Source organism: Streptomyces sp. NPDC006197 (assembly GCF_040613865.1).
GTDB lineage: Bacteria > Actinomycetota > Actinomycetes > Streptomycetales > Streptomycetaceae > Streptomyces.
This window is the reverse complement of the sequence record NZ_JBEXSZ010000011.1, coordinates 34,366-51,044: the sequence shown is the minus strand read 5'-3', so window position 1 is coordinate 51,044 and position 16,679 is coordinate 34,366. Positions and strand designations below refer to the sequence as shown.

General features: G+C 73.0%; 12 protein-coding genes. 7 read left to right on the top strand and 5 right to left on the bottom strand.

What is annotated here, in order from left to right:
• Positions 1 to 18 precede the first annotated feature (18 nt).
• A complete protein-coding gene (locus tag ABZ318_RS05580; RefSeq protein WP_356901203.1) occupies positions 19 to 975 on the top strand; it encodes a sigma-70 family RNA polymerase sigma factor in 957 nt (318 codons plus the stop codon).
• Positions 976 to 1,002: 27 nt separating this feature from the next.
• Here ABZ318_RS05580 and ABZ318_RS05575 read toward each other — a convergent pair whose 3' ends face one another.
• Both ABZ318_RS05575 and ABZ318_RS05570 read right to left on the bottom strand, forming a co-directional pair.
• The gene (locus ABZ318_RS05575; RefSeq protein WP_356901202.1) at positions 1,003 to 2,190 is read right to left on the bottom strand and encodes an aromatic amino acid transaminase; all 1,188 of its coding nucleotides are present in this window, start codon (positions 2,188 to 2,190) and stop codon (positions 1,003 to 1,005) included.
• Positions 2,183 to 3,190, bottom strand: a complete 1,008-nt coding sequence (locus ABZ318_RS05570; RefSeq protein WP_356901201.1) for a DMT family transporter — start codon at positions 3,188 to 3,190, stop codon at positions 2,183 to 2,185. Before ABZ318_RS05570 ends, ABZ318_RS05575 begins: the two co-directional genes overlap by 8 nt.
• Before the next feature lie 158 nt (positions 3,191 to 3,348).
• On the opposite strand from ABZ318_RS05570, the gene ABZ318_RS05565 reads away from it, so the two are divergent.
• The 3 genes from ABZ318_RS05565 (at position 3,349) to ABZ318_RS05555 (ending at position 9,270) form a co-directional block, all read left to right on the top strand.
• Positions 3,349 to 3,837 carry an Lrp/AsnC family transcriptional regulator gene (locus ABZ318_RS05565; protein ID WP_356901200.1) on the top strand — a complete coding sequence of 163 codons (489 nt, stop codon included), beginning with the start codon at positions 3,349 to 3,351 and terminating at the stop codon, positions 3,835 to 3,837.
• 87 nt (positions 3,838 to 3,924) lie between these two features.
• Positions 3,925 to 7,299, top strand: coding sequence for a pyruvate carboxylase (locus ABZ318_RS05560; protein ID WP_356901199.1), 3,375 nt, complete (start codon positions 3,925 to 3,927; stop codon positions 7,297 to 7,299).
• Between the two features lie 306 nt (positions 7,300 to 7,605).
• Entirely contained in the window at positions 7,606 to 9,270 is a 1,665-nt protein-coding gene (locus tag ABZ318_RS05555) for a SpoIIE family protein phosphatase (protein WP_356901198.1), read from the top strand.
• A 62-nt stretch (positions 9,271 to 9,332) separates the two neighbouring features.
• Here the strand turns inward: ABZ318_RS05555 and ABZ318_RS05550 are convergent, their stop codons facing one another.
• From ABZ318_RS05550 to ABZ318_RS05540, 3 genes are all read right to left on the bottom strand, one after another.
• Positions 9,333 to 10,502, bottom strand: a complete 1,170-nt coding sequence (locus ABZ318_RS05550) for an esterase-like activity of phytase family protein (RefSeq protein ID WP_356901197.1) — start codon at positions 10,500 to 10,502, stop codon at positions 9,333 to 9,335.
• A 137-nt stretch (positions 10,503 to 10,639) separates the two neighbouring features.
• Positions 10,640 to 12,241 carry a M4 family metallopeptidase gene (locus ABZ318_RS05545; RefSeq protein ID WP_356901196.1) on the bottom strand — a complete coding sequence of 534 codons (1,602 nt, stop codon included), beginning with the start codon at positions 12,239 to 12,241 and terminating at the stop codon, positions 10,640 to 10,642.
• A gap of 146 nt (positions 12,242 to 12,387) precedes the next feature.
• A complete protein-coding gene (locus ABZ318_RS05540) occupies positions 12,388 to 13,368 on the bottom strand; it encodes a LysR family transcriptional regulator (RefSeq protein WP_356901195.1) in 981 nt (326 codons plus the stop codon).
• 266 nt (positions 13,369 to 13,634) lie between these two features.
• Here ABZ318_RS05540 and ABZ318_RS05535 point away from each other — a divergent pair, with 266 nt between their 5' ends.
• The 3 genes from ABZ318_RS05535 (at position 13,635) to ABZ318_RS05525 (ending at position 16,679) form a co-directional block, all read left to right on the top strand.
• A complete protein-coding gene (locus tag ABZ318_RS05535) occupies positions 13,635 to 14,255 on the top strand; it encodes a carbonic anhydrase (protein ID WP_356901194.1) in 621 nt (206 codons plus the stop codon).
• A gap of 8 nt (positions 14,256 to 14,263) precedes the next feature.
• Positions 14,264 to 14,908 (top strand): L-threonylcarbamoyladenylate synthase, encoded by a 645-nt coding sequence (locus tag ABZ318_RS05530; protein ID WP_356901193.1) that lies wholly within the window; start codon positions 14,264 to 14,266, stop codon positions 14,906 to 14,908.
• A gap of 223 nt (positions 14,909 to 15,131) precedes the next feature.
• Entirely contained in the window at positions 15,132 to 16,679 is a 1,548-nt protein-coding gene (locus ABZ318_RS05525; protein WP_356901192.1) for a FadD3 family acyl-CoA ligase, read from the top strand.

The following is a 16,679-nucleotide window of genomic DNA, read 5'->3' as shown; positions in this document are numbered from 1 at the left end:
CCGCCCGGGACGGTCTCCATGGACAGCATCACCACGGACCGCTTCGACACCGGCCGGTTCGAGGCCGACCGCGCGCGACTGGCCTCGCTGGCGTACCGGCTCCTCGGCTCCGCCGCCGACGCGGAGGACGCCGTGCAGGACGCGTTCCTGCACTGGCAGGCCGCCGACCGGCGGCGGATCCGGGTGCCGGAGGCGTGGCTGACCAAGGTCGTCACGCACCTGTGCCTCGACCGGCTCCGCTCGGCACGGGCCCGTCGCGAACGGGCCGTCGGCGCCTGGCTGCCCGAACCGCTCCTCGACGGCGATCCGATGCTCGGCCCGGCCGACACCTTCGAGCAGCGCGAATCGGTCTCCCTCGCCGTGCTGACGCTGATGGAGCGCCTGTCGCCCCTGGAGCGGGCGGTCTACCTCCTGCGTGAGGCGTTCTCGTACAGCCACGCCGAGATCGCCGGGATCCTCGACGTCACCGAGTCCGCGAGCCAGCAGCACCTGCACCGGGCCCGGAGCCGGATCACCGCCGCGCGGCGCCGCGGCGGTGACGAGGTCGACCCGGCGTCCGCGCGCAGGATCGTCGAGGAGTTCCTCGACGCCGCCTCCTCGGGCCGGACCGAACGCCTGGTCGCGCTGCTCACCGACGACGTGACCGCGGTCTCCGACGGCGCCGGCCTGACCGAGAGGCTTCTGCGGTACGACACCCCGCGGCGCGTCGCCGCCGTCGCGCGGGCCGGCTTCAGACCCACTCCCGCGAAACGGCGGCTCGTCGGTGGCACCCCCGCCGTCCACCACGCGCTCGTCAACGGCGCTCCCGCCATGCTCTTCGTCCTCGGCGACCGGGTGATCGGCTGCGTCACCTTCGACATCGTCGGCGGCAGGATCGCGACCGTGCGCGGCATCGCCGCGCCCACCCGTCTCACCCGCCTCGCCGAGGCCTGGCGGCGGCGCGCACCGGACGTGCCGCTCGTCGCCCGGTGGTGACGGCCGCGCCCCGCCGCCCGTGGAGCGTCAGACGGTTCCCGTGGCGGCCGGGGCCCGCAGGGCGTCGGCGATGCCCCGGGCCAGGAACGGGATGCGGTGCGCGGGGACGCCCGCGATGTTGATGCGGCCCGCGGTCGTGCCGTAGATGCCGGACCGGCGGCGCATCCGGAGCATTCCCTCGGGGGTGAGGGGCAGCATCGAGAACATGCCCTTCTGGCGCCCGAGGGCGCTCGCCGCCTCCTCGTGGCCGAGGGCGCCGAGGTGGGCGACGAGGTCCGTCCGGTTGGCCGTGATGCGGTGGCGCATCGCGTCGAGTTCGGCGAGCCAGGCGGCCTTCAGGCGCTCGTCCTCCAGGACGGTGGCGACGACGGCGGCGCCGTGGTCGGGCGGCATGGAGTACAGGGTGCGGGCGGCGTTCTGGAGGGCGGTCTCGACGTGCCGGAGCGCCCGTGCCGAGGAGCCGACGACGACGGCGCAGCCGGTGCGGTCGCTGTAGAGGCCGAAGTTCTTGGAGCAGCTGACGGCGATCAGCACCTCGGGGAGCCGTTCGGCCAGCATCCGGGTCGGCCGCAGGTCGGCGTCGAGGCCGTCGCCGAGGCCGTGGTAGGCGAGGTCGACGAAGGGGACCCAGCCGTTCGTCGCGGCGAGTCCGGCGAGCTCTTCCCAGGTCTCCGGGGAGGGGTCCGCTCCGGTGGGGTTGTGGCAGCAGCCCTGCAGCAGGACGACGTCGCCGCGCCCCGCCTCGCGGAGGTCCTCGAGGAGTCCCGTGGGGTCGAGCCACCGGAAGGTGCGGACGGTGAGGCCCGCCCCTTCGAGGATGGGACGGTGGTTGACGTACGCGGGGTCGCTGATCCACACGGTGGTGCCGGGGCGCGTCTGCCGTACGAGGTCGGCGAGGAGGCGCAGGGCGCCGGTTCCGGCCACGGTCTGGACGGCCGTCGCCCGGGCGGTGAGGGCCTCGGTGCCGAGGACGGTGGTGAGCATGGCGCGGTTGAAGGCGGTGTTGCCGGACAGGCCGAGGTACTCCTTGGAGCCGGAGCGTTCCGCCAGGCGCATCTCGGCCTCCTTGACCGCCGCCATGACGGGGGTGACCCCGGTGTGGTCGCGGTAGACGCCGAGGACGAGGTCGAGGCGCTCGGGGCGCGGGTCCGCGGCGTACTCGGCGGTCAGGTCCCAGAGCGGGTCGGCGGGCGGGGCGGGGAGGAGCTCAAGCATCGGCGGAGACCTTGGTTCGGGAGCGTCGGCGTCCGTTGGCGAGCGCGACGCCGAGGGTGATGAGGGGGACGCCGACCATGACGGGCAGGGTCGGCGACTCGTCGAGGAGGGGCACGGCGAGCAGGACGACGGCGACCGGGCTGAGGCTGCCGACGACGGAGCTGCGCTCGGGGCCGAGCCGGCGGATCGCGAAGGCGTACGTCAGCCCCGCGCACAGGCCTACGCCCAGGCCCTGGACGACGAGGAAGAGCGCGATGTCGCCGCCGGCCGCGTGGGCGAGGCCGGTGGGCAGGACGCCGGTCAGCGTCAGCAGTGCGATGACGGCGAAGGAGGGCAGGCAGAGCAGGCCGATGGACCCGATCGGGTCGAGGTCGACCTCCCGCAGGCCCACGGTGTAGAGGGCCCACAGTCCGCTGGCGACGAGCAGCGTGCCCGTGCCGAGCAGGACGTCCGCGTCGAGGGCCGCGGTGTGGCGCCAGACCAGGGCCGCGACGCCGGCCACGATGAGGGCGAGGCCTGCCGCCTGGGTGCCGCGCGGGGCGCTCTTGCCGCCCGCGACCATGAGGGCGGAGACGAACAGCGGGACCATGCCGGGCACGATCGCCCCGACGAAGGCGGCGGAGGTCAGCGAGCCGCCGTACATGGCGGCGAGGAAGAACGGGACCCCCGCACCACAGATGATCTTGGCCGCGGGGCCGAACCGGACGGCGGCCAGTCGGCGCCTGCGCCGCCACAGGGCGGGCGCCAGGACCACCAGGGGCACGCCGAACCGCAGCAGTGCGGCGTCGGCGGGCAGCAGCGTGGAGGCGCTCAGGGCGCGGGCGCTGAGCGCGAAGGCGGCCCAGATGGCCACGGTGAGGAGCAGGGCGAGCATGCCCACGGCCTGCGGGGAGGGCCCCCGGAGCCGGCCGGTGCGGGGCTTCCCGTCGTGCCCCTCGGGCGGAGTGCGCGTGCCCTGCGCCTCCCCCGTTCTCGCCCCCACCGATCGTGTTGCGGCCACCGGCCGTTCCTCCCTCTCGAAGCCGTTCGGGCGGAGCCGGTGCCCGGCCCACCCCCAGGAAGCAACGCTAGGGCTTCGGGCGGGGCAGGCGATTGCCAGTTATGCCCCTCAGACATAGCGTGGGGGCAGAATCTGCCAAGTTTCGCGAAGGAGAGCCGATGGACGCCGTGGACTTCCAGATCGTCCATGAGCTGCAGACGGACGGCCGCCTGTCGAACCAGGACCTCGCCGACCGGATCAGGCTGTCCCCCTCCCCCTGCCTGCGCCGGGTGCGCCGCCTTGAGGAGTCGGGGCTGATCGGCGGCTACACGGCCACCGTCGACCAGGTCGCCTTCGGTCTGCCGATCACCGTCTTCGTACGGATCCGCCTGGAGCGGCACACGGCCGAGGCGGTGAACGTGTTCGAGCAGCACGTCGGCCTCATCGACCACATCCAGGACTGCTATCTGATGGCCGGCAGCAGCGACTACCTGCTCAGGGTCGTCATCGAGAGCCTGGAGGCGTACGAGGCGCTCGTCCGCACCCGGATCCACGCCATCCCGGGCATCGCCTCGATCGAGTCGAGCTTCGCCTTCGGCAGCGTCAAGCAGTCCAGGGTCTACCCCCGGCCGGGCGTCCCGTCGAAGCGGACGACCGGGTCGCGATGATCCATGACATCGCCCCGGGATCTTCAGCAGGCCGCGGCGCAGCCCGTAGCGTTGCCGTGACGAGCCGGGCACGGTGAAGGGAGCAGGATGTTCCGCAAGGTGCTGGTGGCCAACCGCGGGGAGATCGCGATTCGCGCGTTCCGCGCGGGCTACGAACTGGGGGCGCGCACGGTCGCCGTCTTCCCGCACGAGGACCGCAACTCGCTGCACCGGCTGAAGGCCGACGAGGCCTACGAGATCGGTGAACCCGGTCATCCGGTACGGGCCTACCTCTCGGTGGCGGAGGTCATCCGGGCGGCCCGCCTGGCCGGTGCCGACGCCGTCTACCCGGGCTACGGATTCCTGTCCGAGAACCCGGAACTGGCGCGCGCCTGCGAGGAGGCGGGCATCACGTTCGTGGGGCCGTCGGCGCAGACCCTGGAGCTGACCGGGAACAAGGCGCGCGCGGTGGCCGCGGCCCGCGAGGCCGGCGTGCCGGTGCTCGCTTCCTCGGCGCCCTCCACCGACGTGGACGAACTCGTGGCGGCCGCCGAGGGGATCGGCTTCCCGGTGTTCGTCAAGGCCGTCGCCGGCGGCGGCGGTCGCGGCATGCGGCGGGTCGAGGACCCGGCGACGCTGCGCGAGTCCATCGAGGCGGCAGCCCGCGAGGCCGAGTCCGCCTTCGGCGACGCGACCGTCTTCCTGGAGAAGGCCGTCGTCGACCCGCGCCACATCGAGGTGCAGATCCTCGCCGACGGCGAGGGCGGGGTCATCCACCTGTACGAGCGCGACTGCTCGCTGCAGCGCCGCCACCAGAAGGTGATCGAGCTCGCGCCCGCCCCGAACCTCGACCCGGCGGTGCGGCAGCGGATCTGCGACGACGCCGTGAGGTTCGCCCGCCGGATCGGCTACCGGAACGCCGGCACCGTGGAGTTCCTCCTCGACCGCGACGGCGACCACGTCTTCATCGAGATGAACCCGCGCATCCAGGTCGAGCACACGGTGACCGAGGAGGTCACCGACATCGACCTGGTGCAGTCGCAGCTGCGCATCGCCGCCGGGGAGACCCTCGCCGACCTCGGCCTGACCCAGGAGTCCGTCGTCCTGCGCGGTGCCGCCCTGCAGTGCCGCATCACCACCGAGGACCCGGCCAACGGCTTCCGACCCGACACCGGGATGATCAGCGCCTACCGCTCCCCGGGCGGCTCCGGCATCCGGCTCGACGGCGGCACCACCCACGCCGGTACGGAGGTCAGCGCCCACTTCGACTCGATGCTGGTCAAACTGACCTGCCGGGGACGGGACTTCAGGACCGCCGTCGTCCGGGCCCGGCGCGCGGTGGCCGAGTTCCGCATCCGGGGCGTGTCCACGAACATCCCCTTCCTGCAGGCCGTGCTCGACGACCCGGACTTCCAGGCCGGGCGGGTCACGACGGCCTTCATCGAGCAGCGGCCGCACCTGCTCACCGCCCGCCACTCGGCCGACCGCGGCACGAAGCTGCTCACCTACCTCGCCGACGTCACCGTCAACAAGCCGCACGGCCCGCGTCCCGAGCTCGTCTCCCCGGTCACCAAGCTGCCCCGGCTGCCCGCCGGCCGGCCGCCCGCCGGCTCCCGGCAGCGGCTGACCGAGCTCGGCCCGGAGGGCTTCGCGCGGAGCCTGCGCGAGTCGCCGACCCTCGGCGTCACCGACACCACCTTCCGCGACGCCCACCAGTCGCTGCTCGCCACCCGCGTCCGTACGAAGGACCTGCTCGCCGTCGCCCCGGCGGTCGCGCACACGCTGCCGCGGCTGCTGTCCCTGGAGTGCTGGGGCGGCGCCACCTACGACGTCGCGCTGCGCTTCCTCGCCGAGGACCCCTGGGAGCGCCTGGCCGCGCTGCGCGAGGCCGTGCCGAACATCTGCCTGCAGATGCTGCTGCGGGGCCGCAACACCGTGGGGTACACCCCGTACCCGACCGAGGTGACCGACGCCTTCGTGCAGGAGGCCGCCGCCACCGGCATCGACATCTTCCGGATCTTCGACGCGCTGAACGACGTCGACCGGATGCGGCCCGCCATCGACGCCGTACGCGAGACGGGGACGGCGGTCGCCGAGGTCGCTCTGTGCTACACGTCGGACCTCTCCGACCCGGCGGAGAAGCTGTACACCCTGGACTACTACCTGCGGCTCGCCGAGAAGATCGTCGCCGCGGGCGCGCACGTCCTCGCGGTCAAGGACATGGCCGGTCTGCTGCGCGCCCCCGCCGCGGCGAAGCTGGTCTCCGCGCTGCGCCGGGAGTTCGACCTGCCGGTGCACCTCCACACCCACGACACGGCGGGCGGCCAGCTGGCCACGTACCTCGCGGCGATCCAGGCCGGCGTGGACGCGGTGGACGGCGCGGTGGCCTCCATGGCCGGCACCACCTCGCAGCCCTCGCTGCCGGCGATCGTCGCCGCGACCGACCACTCCGAGCGGCCCACCGGTCTCGACCTGGAGGCGGTCGGCGACCTGGAGCCGTACTGGGAGAGCGTCCGCAGGATCTACGCCCCCTTCGAAGCGGGCCTGGACTCGCCGACGGGACGCGTCTACCACCACGAGATCCCCGGCGGGCAGCTCTCCAACCTGCGCACCCAGGCCGTCGCGCTCGGCCTCGGCGACCGGTTCGAGGACGTCGAGTCGACGTACGCCGCCGCGGACCGGATGCTGGGCCGGCTGGTGAAGGTCACCCCGTCGTCGAAGGTGGTGGGCGACCTCGCGCTGCACCTCGTCGGCGCCGGGGTGGCGCCCGAGGACTTCGAGGCGGCGCCGAACCGGTACGACATCCCCGACTCGGTCGTCGGCTTCCTCCACGGCGAGCTGGGCACGCCGCCCGGCGGCTGGCCCGAGCCGTTCCGCACCAGGGCGCTGGAGGGCCGGGCCGGTCCCAAGCCGATGCGGGAGCTCACCGCGGAGGACCGCACCGGCCTGGCCGAGGACCGGCGCGCCACGCTGAACCGCCTCCTCTTCCCCGGTCCGACACAGGCGTACGAGGCGCACCGCCGGGCGTACGGCGACACCAGCGTGCTCGACAGCAAGGACTTCTTCTACGGGCTGCGCCCCGGGAAGGAGTACGGCGTCGACTTCGGGCCCGGCGTGCGGCTGCTCATCGAACTGGAGGCCATCGGCGAGGCCGACGAGCGCGGCATGCGCACGGTGATGTCCACCCTGAACGGCCAGCTGCGGCCGATCCAGGTGCAGGACAGGGCCGCGGCCGCCGGCCTCCCGGTGACCGAGAAGGCCGACAGGTCCGACCCCGGCCATGTCGCCGCGCCGTTCGCCGGTGTGGTCACGCTGGCCGTCGCCGAGGGCGACGAGGTCGAGGCCGGCGCGACGGTGGCCACGATCGAGGCGATGAAGATGGAGGCCTCGATCACCGCCCCACGGAGCGGACGGGTGTCCCGTCTGGCCATCACCCGGATCCAGCAGGTGGAGGGTGGCGACCTCCTCGTCGAGATCGGCTGAGGCGGCGGACGGCGGACGACAGGCGGCCGGGGCGCCGGGAAGGTGCCCCGGCCGCTCTCGTACCGCCGGCGCCTCCTGCCCCGTCGGGCGTGCCGGGCAGGAGGCGCGGAGGCCGTTTCCGGTGCACACTGGGCACCAAAGTGGCGTCGAGTCCTGTTGGGGGCCGAAAGAGTGAACGGCGGCAGCGGCGGACGGCGCCTGCCCGGCCGCGGCTCGGCCGGGCGGGACCCGGCGGGACGCCGCGCTGCCCGGGAGAACGTCCGGTTCCGAAGGGGCAGGGGCGTTCTGCCGCCCGACCGGTTCACCATGCGCAGCCGGCTCGCCTGGCTGAACTCCGCCACCTCCAGGATCGGCACGACCCTGGACCTGGAGCGCACCGCACAGGAACTCGCCGAGTTCACCGTGCCCCGCTTCGCCGACGGGGCGGCCGTGGACATCCTCGAGAGCGTCCTGCGGGGTGACGAGGGCTCCCGGTGGACGGAACCGGGCATCCCGCCCATGCGGGCCACGGCGCTGTGCGCCATCGAGGAGCTCTCCTCGCTGGAGCCGACCCCGGTGGGCGAGACCTTCGTCCATGCCGAGCAGCCCCACGAGACCCTGCTCCACCGGTACTGCCTCCGGCAGGGCAAGCCGGTCCTGCTGAGCCGGATGCGCGACGACGACTTCATCCGCGTCGCGCCCACCGCGAGCGCGGCCGCCAAGATGCGGGCCGCCGGGGTGCACAGCTATCTGGCCGTGCCCCTCATCGCCCGCGGGCTGCTCCTCGGCAGCGCCGACTTCGTCCGTGCCCCCGGGACGCCCCCGTTCTCCACCACCGATCTGGCGCTGGCCGAGCAGCTCGCCTCCAAGGCGGCCGTCTTCATCGACAACGCCCGGCTGTACGGGCGCGAGCGCGAGCACGTCGTCTCCTTGCAGCGCAGCCTGCTGCCCCGGGTGAACCCGGCGACGCCGGGCCTGCTGGTGCACTCCGAGTACGCGCCCGCGACGGCCCACCACGGCGTGGGCGGGGACTGGTACGACGTGATGGCGCTGCCCGGCGGGCGGACGGCCCTCATGGTGGGCGACGTGATGGGGCACGGTCTGCCGGCCGCCGCCACCATGGGGCGGCTGCGGACCGTCGCCCGCACCCTCATGACCCTGGACACGGCCCCCGAGCGGATCCTGGCCCGGCTGGACCTGGCCACCCGCGACCTGGAGGACGAGCAGGTCGCCACCTGTCTCTGTGCCGTCTACGACCCCGCCGACTCCACGTACACGCTGGCGAGCGCCGGGCACCTGCCGCCGCTGCTCCTCGACGGGCAGGGCGCCGGCGAGTTCGTCCCGGTGCCGATCGGCGCGCCGCTGGGGGCGGGAGTCATCCCGTACGACCCGCTGCGGCTCCGCGTCCCGGACGGCGCCCATCTGGTCATGTACACGGATGGCCTGGTCAAGTCCCGCGAGGAGGACGTGGACGCCCAGCTGGAGCGACTCCGCTCGGCGGCGCTGGGTCTGACTCCCGAGGCGCTGGAGCAGGGCGGTCTGGTGGAGTGCGCTCCGGCCGCCGCCGCCCGCTTCGACGAGGCCGTGCTCCTCGTGACGGCGGACTCCCCGCTCCCGGCCGGGGATCTGCGGGTGTGGAAGCTGCCGCAGGACGGGAGGGCCGCCTCGGTCGCCCGGGGGCTCGTCACCGGGCAGCTCGCCACGTGGGGGCTGGCGGAGCTGGCCGACGTGTCCGAGCTCGTCGTCTCCGAGCTGGTCGGCAACGCGCTGCGGTACGGCAACGGCCCGGGCGAGCTGCGGTTGCTGCGGGGGGAGCGGCTCGTCGTGGAGGTCTCGGACACCGGCCCCGACCTGCCCCAGATCCAGCACGCGGACCTCAGCGACGAGGGCGGTCGGGGGCTTCAGCTCATCAACATGTTGTGCCGCAGATGGGGTTCCTGTCGCACCGTCACCGGCAAGGTGGTCTGGGCGGAACAGAACATGCCGTCCTGAAGCGTGGTGTCTTCGGGCGGTGACCGGCCCGTCGGGACGTGCCGGTCACCGCTCGTGCCGGGTCAGCGGACGGCGAGGGCGACGATCTGGGTGACCGCCTCCGTGTCGAAGTTGTCGTCGCTGACCAGGATCAGCGACCGCTCGCCGGACGGCAGGACCGGTCCCCAGGTCATGCCTTCGGTGTTGTCGACGGTGGAGAGGCCGAGGGTGTGGAAGTCCGCGACGAGCGTCTTGCGCATCGCCACCACGGGCTGTCCGGCCAGGGATTCCATCGCCCGCACATCGGTCGCCCCGCGCGTGGTGGCGTCGTAGAGGCGGATCTTGTATCCCGAGCCGGCGACCCAGGTGCGCTCGAGCACGAGGTAGCGCTCGGGGTCGTCGGGGAAGGCGAGGATCGACGGGACGCCGGTGTCCGGGCCCCAGGGGCTGGTCGGGTCGGACGGGGCGAAGATCTTCTCGATGGGGTACGCGAACTGTCCGAGCACCCGGCCTCCGCGCGTCTGCTGCGTGACCCGGACGAGGGCGCCGTGCTCCAGGTCGGGCACGGGGCCGTCCTGGATCAGGGGGCCTTCGACCGCGCTGGTCACCACACGGCCGTGGGAGCCGAAGGTGATGGCCTCGATCACCTGGTTCCGGCGCGGCCCGCGCTCGTCCATGGTGATCTCGTAGTTCGACGGCAGCCGCAGCCGCCCCAGGTAGGCGCCGGTAGGGCCGGCGAACTGGACGGACGGCTGGACCACCGGTCCGGTGCCGACCGCCTTGGGCCGGTCGCCCTCCTGCGCCCACCAGTAGTCGCAGCTGCGCGGGTCGACCCGGATCTCCTCGGGATCGACGGCCTTGCCGTCCCCGACGGACGGTGACGGGTAGACGGAGCCGTCCGGCTGGAGGAACGGGTGGGTGCCGGTGAAGTCCACGGAGTGCACGCCGGCCGCGTCCACGTCCAGCTCGGCGGTGTAGAAGCGGGCGGGCTGCAGGTACGAGCGGTCGTCGCTGATGAACACGTACTCGCCGGTGCACCGGTTGCGGTCGACACCGGAGAAGCCGCCGACCGTGGTGCCCTGGAAGTCGAGCTTGTGCGGGACGATTTTCTCACCGAGCAGACGGGCGTGGGCGGCGCGCTCCGACGGGCGGCTCTCTCCGCCGGGTTGAGCGGCCACGGCCACGGCGGGGGCCAGCGTCGACGTCAGGAGCAGGGCCGCGGCGAGCGCCCGGCGTGTCAGGGAAGATCTCATGTTGATGATCTTGCCGTTACCCCGCGTGACGGCACAGTCACCCAATCGGGTGTTCCTGTCGGTGCGACACGCTCGGGCCCTGCCGTGACGGCGGGGCCCGAGGGGTGATCGGATCGATCGGGCGGAACGACGGTGCGTCAGAGGACGTTGACCCCGGTCCAGGCCGCGGCCACGGTGGCGTACTCGGGGCTGGTGGCGCCGTACAGGTCCTTCGCCGCGTTCAGGGTCGCCACGCGGGCGCCCTTGTAGTCCGTGGTGGAGGTCATGTAGACGGTCAGCGCCCGGTACCAGATGGCGGAGGCCTTCTGGTTGCCGATGCCGGTGACGGTGGAGCCGTTGTACGTCGGGCTGTTGTAGGTGACGCCGTTGATCGTCTTGCTGCCGCTGCCCTCGCTGGCGAGGTAGAACCAGTGGTTGCCGACGCCCGAGGAGTTGTGCACGTCGAGCCGGCCGACGGACTTCGACCAGTAGTCGGCGGAGCGGCCGTCCAGGGAGGGCTTGTCCATGCGGCGCAGCCACGGCGGGGTGGACTGGTCGCTGAAGAGGTAGTCCGGGGTGTCGATCGCGTTGTTGGCGTACCACTCGACCATCGTGCCGAAGATGTCGCTGGTGGCCTCGTTCAGGCCGCCGGACTCGCCGCTGTAGCGCAGGTTGGCGGTGGCGGAGGTGACGCCGTGGGTCATCTCGTGGCCCATGGTGTCGAGGTCGACCTGCTCGGGGTCGACCGTGCCGTTGCCGTCGCCGGTCATCATGCAGAAGCAGGCGTCCGACCACTGGGCGTTGTCCCAGTTGGTGCCGACGTGAACGAAGACGGTGGCGCCGCGGCCGTCGTTCTTGATGCCGTTGCGGCCGAAGGTGCTCTTGTAGTAGTCGAAGGTCTTCGCGGTGTTGGCGTGCGCGTCGACGGCGGCGGTGGCGCGGTCGGTGGAGAACTTCCTGCCGTCGCCCCAGATGTTGTCGGCATCGGTGAACAGGGTGCCGGAGGAGCTGTTCAGGGACGAGGACGAGACGTTGCGCGCGTCCCTGGTGATGTGCTTGCGGATCGGGTCGATCAGGGCGAAGGTGCCGTCGGCCTGCAGGGTGGTGTCGATGCCGACGTCGCCGGTGTACTCGGAGTGGCCGGTGCCGGTCGCCTCGTGCTCGGAGTCGTAGTTCTCGATCGCGGCGCCGGTGGTGGCGTCGGTGACGAAGACCTCGCCGTGCGGCTGGCCCTTGTCGCCCAGGCCCTGCACGGTGGTGCGCCAGGCCAGGCGGGGGGTGCCGTCGGCGGCCCACACGATCAGCTCGGGGGTGGACCTGGCGTTGCCGACCACTCCCTGGGCGCGCTTCGCGGCGCCGGCCGCGGTGCCCTTGGCGTCCGTCGCGGGGGTGACGGAGGCGAGCGCCACCTTGCGGGCCTTGGCGTGGGTGGATCCCTTGAGCGAGCCGTCGGCCTTCTGGTGGACGACGAAGTCGCCGCCGACGACGGGGAGGCCGCGGTAGGTCCGGTCGAAGCGGACGTGCTGGGTGCCGTCGGCGTCGATCACGACGTCCTTGGCCCGGAGCGCCTGGCCCGCGCCGAAGCCGAAGGTGTCGGCGTGCCGGGTCACGTTCGCCTCGGCCCGGGATATCGCCGTGTCGCGGGCGGAGTTCCCGGGCTGCACGGCGTCGGGCTGCGAGTACGCCGGCACGGCCACCGCGCCCGTGGTGATGACGGCGGCGGCGACCATCGTGGAGAGGGCAAGGAGAGGACGGGACATGACGGGGTGTTCCTTCGCTCGTCGTGGGGGGTGACGACGTCCTTGGACGTTGACGCGAAGTGTTCACCAGGTGACATGTTCCTGACGTGATCCCATATGGGGTATAGCCCCGGAGCTATAGGGGGTGCGGAACGGGGTCCGGCCGGTCAGGCGTCCGCGCCGAGCGCGAACCCCTCTCCGCCGTCCTCCCACCAGGCCAGGTACCGCGGCCGCTGCCGCACCAGCGCCAGGTACTCCGCGAGCAGACGCCCGGCCACCGCGTCGGCGAGCTCCGGCGCAACCGACTCCGGGTTCCAGGCCAGTTGCAGCCGCCGGTGGAACGGGACGCCCACGAGCGGCCGCTGCACGGTGCCCTGGGCGGGCACCTCGGCGCTCGGCCACACCCCGCAGACGGCACGCCGGCCGGCGACCAGGATCTGCGCCACGGACAGGTCCGGCGTCACGTGCGCGATGCGCGGGGTGAATCCCGCCGACTGGCAGGTGAGATGGAGATACGCGTGCACCCCGCTCTCGTCGGCCTCCGGCATGACCCACTCCTCGCCGCGGAGTTCGCTCAGGCCGACGCTCTCCCGGTGCGCCAGCGGATGGTCCTCGGCGAGCAGGACGAAGACCGGCTCGCGCACCAGCGTGCGCGTCACGACCGACTCGCCGACCGGAAGCGGGAAACCGGGGAACTCGCCGAAGACCGCGATGTCGCATTTCGACTGGCTCAGCGCTTTCACGAGGGCATGCACCGAACGGCGGGCGTCGATGGCCAGTCGACTCTCCGGTACGAGCTCGAAAAGGGCGGATATGAGCAGCGATACCAGGGGGCCGGCCGTGCCGCCCGCCCGCAGTGGCGCGACGGTCCCGCCGTCCGTCTCGGCGGCCGATCGCGCGTGCTCGCGCAGCCGGTCGAAGCCGAGCACGAGGTCACGCGCGCAGCGCAGGACGTACTGGCCGTGCTCGTTCGGCTTCACGCCCTCGGCGCTGCGGACGAAGAGCGGGCCGCCGAGCTCCTGTTCGATCCGTTTCAGTTGGGCGCTCGTGGCGGGCTGGGAGAGCTGCAGCCGTGCGGCGGCTCTGCGGATGCTGCCGGCCTCGGCGATGGTGAGCAGGACACGGAGGTGCCGGAACTCGAGGTGCATGAACTTTCCCCGCTCAGGGCGGAGGGCCCTGTGCACCCCCCGTGACCAGCAGAACCAGCTGCCCGAGGGGCATGGTCACCAAGAGTCCGACGGACCCGCCGGAGCGGCAACCACGGGAGGGCAAAATCTACGTGGGCATGCCACGTCTTCGCCTCGGCATCGTGCTGCCGGACCGCACCCACCGGGTGCCGCCCCCGCGGGCCGGCTCCCGCTGTCCGGGGGACCGGCCGGGGATCGGCCGGGAACGGCTCGTTACAGTGGGTGGCATGCCTCGCACATCGCCTTCGGTCGCTCTCGACGCCATGCTCGCCGGCAACCGCCGCTTCGTCGCCGGAACCCCGGACCACCCCAATCAGGACGCCGCCCGCCGTGCGCAGCTCGCACCCGGACAGGAGCCGTTCGCGGTCATCCTCGGGTGCTCCGACTCGCGGCTCGCGGCCGAGATCATCTTCGACCAGGGACTCGGCGACCTGTTCGTCGTGCGGACCGCCGGTCATGTGCTGGGGGCCGAGGTGCTGGGCAGCGTCGAGTACGCCACGAGCATGCTCGGCTGCCGGCTGGTCGTCGTCCTGGGGCACGACTCGTGCGGCGCCGTCGCGGCGGCCCGCGCCGCGGTGGAGGACGGGCTGCCGGCGGCCGGATTCGTACGGGACGTGGTGGAGCGGGTGACGCCGAGCGTCCTGGCGGCCCGCGCCGCCGGTCTGACCGAGGACAGCGACATCATCGACGAGCACATAAGGCACACGGCGCAGCTGCTCATGGACCGTTCCCGCGTCCTGTCGGAGCAGGTGAAGACGGGCGAGGTGGCGGTCGTGGGACTGGCCTACCAGCTCGCCGAGGGCAACGCCCGGCTGGTGACCTCGCACGGCGTGGAGAGTACGGAGTGAACGACCCCATGACACAGCGGTTCGACTGCTCGGACCCGTCGTCCCGCCGGGCGGGCATCGACGCGGCGGTGACCGCCCTCGGGGAGGGGCGTCTCGTCGTCCTCCCGACGGACACCGTCTACGGCATCGGCGCCGACGCCTTCGCCCCGAAGGCCGTCGCCGGTCTGCTGGCCGCGAAGGGACGGGGCCGGCACAAGCCCTCCCCCGTCCTCGTCGGCTCCAGGGACGCGCTCGACGGCCTGGTCGAGGAGCTGCCGGAGAAGGCCGGGGAACTGATCGAGGCCTTCTGGCCGGGCGGTCTGACGCTGGTGCTCCGCCACCGGCCCTCGCTCTCCTGGGACCTGGGCGAGACCGGCGGGACGGTGGCCGTGCGGATGCCCGACCACCCCCTCGCGCTCGACCTGCTGGCCGCGGCCGGCCCGATGGCCGTCTCCAGCGCGAACCTCACCGACCGGCCCTCGCCGGAGGACTGCGACGCGGCCTTCGGGATGCTGGGCGACTCCGTGGCCGTGTACCTCGACGGGGGCCGGACCGCCGGGCCGGTGTCGTCGTCGATCGTCGACCTGACCGGCGACGCCCCGGTCCTCGTCCGGGAGGGCGTCCTGTCCGCCGCGGAGCTGGCGAAGGTCGTACCCGACCTGATCGTGCCCTGACCCCTCCTCCCTGCCACCGCACCGCCGTTCCCGTTCCCGGGGGCGGCGGTGCCGTCGTTCCGCGGCACGGACGGCCCGGAGACGAAAGAAGCCCCGCACCTTCCCGGTGAGCGGGAACCTCCCCCTGCGCCGGGGCGCCCCTCCCTGCCAGGCTCCGATCCGCTGTGGTTCCACCGCCCGCGCCCCGCCGGGGGGCGGGGCAGCAGGGAGGACGTGACAGATCATGAGGGGCGCGCAGACCATCGCCGGGCTCGCGGACTGGGCCGCGGAGCGGTACGGGGATGAGGAGGCCCTCGTCTTCGGCGAGGAGCGCTGGACGTTCGCGGAGCTCCGCGACCGGGTGGACCGCGCGGCGCGCGCGGTGATCGCGCAGGGGGTGCGCCCCGGTGACACGGTCGCCGTGTGGGCCCCCAACAGCGCGCGCTGGGTGGTGGCCGCGCTCGGCGCGGTGGCGGCCGGCGGGGTGCTGGTCCCGGTGAACACCCGCTACAAGGCGGCCGAGGCCGCCGACATCCTGCGCCGTTCCCGGGCCCGGCTGCTCTTCACCGAGCACGACTTCCTGGGTACGGACTACCGGGCGCTGCTCGCGGCCTCCGGCGAGGAACTCCCGCTCCTGGAGCGGACGGTGACCCTGCACTCGACGGACTGGCCGCTGTTCCTGTCGGCGGCGGACCGGGTGACCGGGGAGGAACGCCTTGCCCGTACCGCCGCCGTGCGTCCGGCCGACACCGCCGACGTCCTGTTCACCTCCGGCACCACCGGCCGCCCCAAGGGGGTGCCCACCACCCACGGACAGAACCTGCGCGTGTACGACGCCTGGGCCCGTACGGTCACCCTCCGGCGCGGAGACCGCCACCTCCTCGTCAACCCGTTCTTCCACACCTTCGGGTACAAGGCGGGCGTCCTCGCCTGTCTGCTGCGCGGGGCCACGATCGTCCCGGAGCGGGTCTTCGACGCCGAGGCCGTGCTCGGCCGGATACGGGACGAGCGCATCTCCGTCCTGACCGGCGCCCCGACGGTCTTCACCTCGCTCATCCACCATCCCGAGCGCGAGGCGTACGACCTGACGTCGATGCGGATGGCGGTCACGGGCGCGGCGAACATCCCCGTCACGCTCATCGAGGAGATCAGGACGTCCCTCGGCGCGCGGAGCGTCAACACGGCGTACGGGCTGACCGAGTCGACGGGCGTGGTGGCGATCTGCCCTCCGCACGAGTCGCCGGAGACCCTGGCCCGCACCTCCGGGACGGCCCTGGAGGGCACGGAGCTGCGCGTCGACGCCCCGCCCGGGGAGCCGGGCGAGATCCTCACCCGCGGCTACCACGTGATGCACGGCTACCTCGACGACCCCGAGGCCACCGCCCGGGTCGTCGACGCGGAGGGCTGGCTGCACACGGGGGACGTCGGGGTGCTCGACGAGCGCGGGTTCCTGAGGATCACCGACCGGCTGGGGGACATGTTCGTCGTGGGCGGGTTCAACGTGTACCCGGCGGAGGTGGAGCAGGTGCTGCGCGGCCACCCGGCCGTCCGGGACGCGGCGGTCGTCGGCGTGCCGGACGCACGGCTCGGGGAGGTCGGCGTCGCGTACTGCGTACCGGCGGGCGGGACTCCGGTCGACGCGGCCGAGCTGACCGCGTACACGCGGGAGCGGCTGGCCAACTTCAAGGTCCCGCGCGCCTTCCGCTCCGTGCCGGAGCTGCCACACAACGCGGCGGGCAAGGTCGACAAGAAGGCGCTGCGACGGTCGGCGGCGAACACCACCACTCGATGA

Excerpts from the sequence above, each read along its gene's own strand:
- ABZ318_RS05525 (WP_356901192.1), top strand. The coding sequence starts at position 15,132 with ATGAGGGGCGCGCAGACCATCGCCGGGCTCGCGGACTGGGCCGCGGAG.
- ABZ318_RS05575 (WP_356901202.1), bottom strand. The coding sequence starts at position 2,190 with ATGCTTGAGCTCCTCCCCGCCCCGCCCGCCGACCCGCTCTGGGACCTG.
- ABZ318_RS05555 (WP_356901198.1), top strand. The coding sequence starts at position 7,606 with ATGCGCAGCCGGCTCGCCTGGCTGAACTCCGCCACCTCCAGGATCGGC.
- ABZ318_RS05535 (WP_356901194.1), top strand. The coding sequence starts at position 13,635 with ATGCCTCGCACATCGCCTTCGGTCGCTCTCGACGCCATGCTCGCCGGC.
- ABZ318_RS05530 (WP_356901193.1), top strand. The coding sequence starts at position 14,264 with ATGACACAGCGGTTCGACTGCTCGGACCCGTCGTCCCGCCGGGCGGGC.
- ABZ318_RS05560 (WP_356901199.1), top strand. The coding sequence starts at position 3,925 with ATGTTCCGCAAGGTGCTGGTGGCCAACCGCGGGGAGATCGCGATTCGC.
- ABZ318_RS05580 (WP_356901203.1), top strand. The coding sequence starts at position 19 with ATGGACAGCATCACCACGGACCGCTTCGACACCGGCCGGTTCGAGGCC.
- ABZ318_RS05540 (WP_356901195.1), bottom strand. The coding sequence starts at position 13,368 with ATGCACCTCGAGTTCCGGCACCTCCGTGTCCTGCTCACCATCGCCGAG.
- ABZ318_RS05565 (WP_356901200.1), top strand. The coding sequence starts at position 3,349 with ATGGACGCCGTGGACTTCCAGATCGTCCATGAGCTGCAGACGGACGGC.
- ABZ318_RS05545 (WP_356901196.1), bottom strand. The coding sequence starts at position 12,241 with ATGTCCCGTCCTCTCCTTGCCCTCTCCACGATGGTCGCCGCCGCCGTC.
- ABZ318_RS05550 (WP_356901197.1), bottom strand. The coding sequence starts at position 10,502 with ATGAGATCTTCCCTGACACGCCGGGCGCTCGCCGCGGCCCTGCTCCTG.